The following is a 497-nucleotide window of genomic DNA, read 5'->3' as shown; positions in this document are numbered from 1 at the left end:
GACGACACCGAGTCGCTGGGCGGCCGGGCGCGCGCGGTGCTGGGCGCCGGTCCGCGCGGCCCGGTCACCGCCGACCTGGTGGCCGACGGCCCGCACCTACTGGTCGAGGGGCCGCCCGGCAGCGGGCGTACGGAGCTGCTGCGGGCGGTGGTGGCGTCGCTGGCCGCCGCCGAGCGCCCGGACCGGCTCGGCATGGTGCTGATCGACGGCCGGGACGGCGTCGGCACGGCGGCCGGGGTCGGCGAGGGACTGCGCTCCTGTACCGACATACCGCATGTGACGACCCATCTGATCGCCAACGATCCCGTGCGCATGCGGGAGTTCGCGCAGTCCCTGAGCGCGGAGCTCAAGCGCCGGGCGGAGCTGGTCGGGCTGACCGACTTCGCGCACTGGCACACCGCGCACGAGGTGTCCGGCCGGATGGTGGCCCAGCGCGGCCCCGGCGGACGCGGCCCGGGCAACGGCGACCTGGAGGGGCCGCCCAGCTCCACGCTGCG

At 77.1% G+C, this 497-nt stretch carries 1 protein-coding gene; it reads left to right on the top strand.

Going from position 1 to position 497, the window contains the following annotated elements; all coding sequences use genetic code 11:
- Nucleotides 1–497 (top strand): FtsK/SpoIIIE domain-containing protein (locus tag GT030_RS02195; RefSeq protein WP_272920648.1); only part of this gene is annotated, 497 nt, incomplete at both ends.

The sequence above is a fragment of the Streptomyces sp. SID1328 genome, from assembly GCF_009865595.1.
Classification (GTDB): Bacteria; Actinomycetota; Actinomycetes; order Streptomycetales; family Streptomycetaceae; genus Streptomyces; species Streptomyces griseoluteus.
The sequence above is the reverse complement of the archived record's forward strand: the minus strand, read 5'-3'. Positions and strand labels throughout refer to the sequence as shown.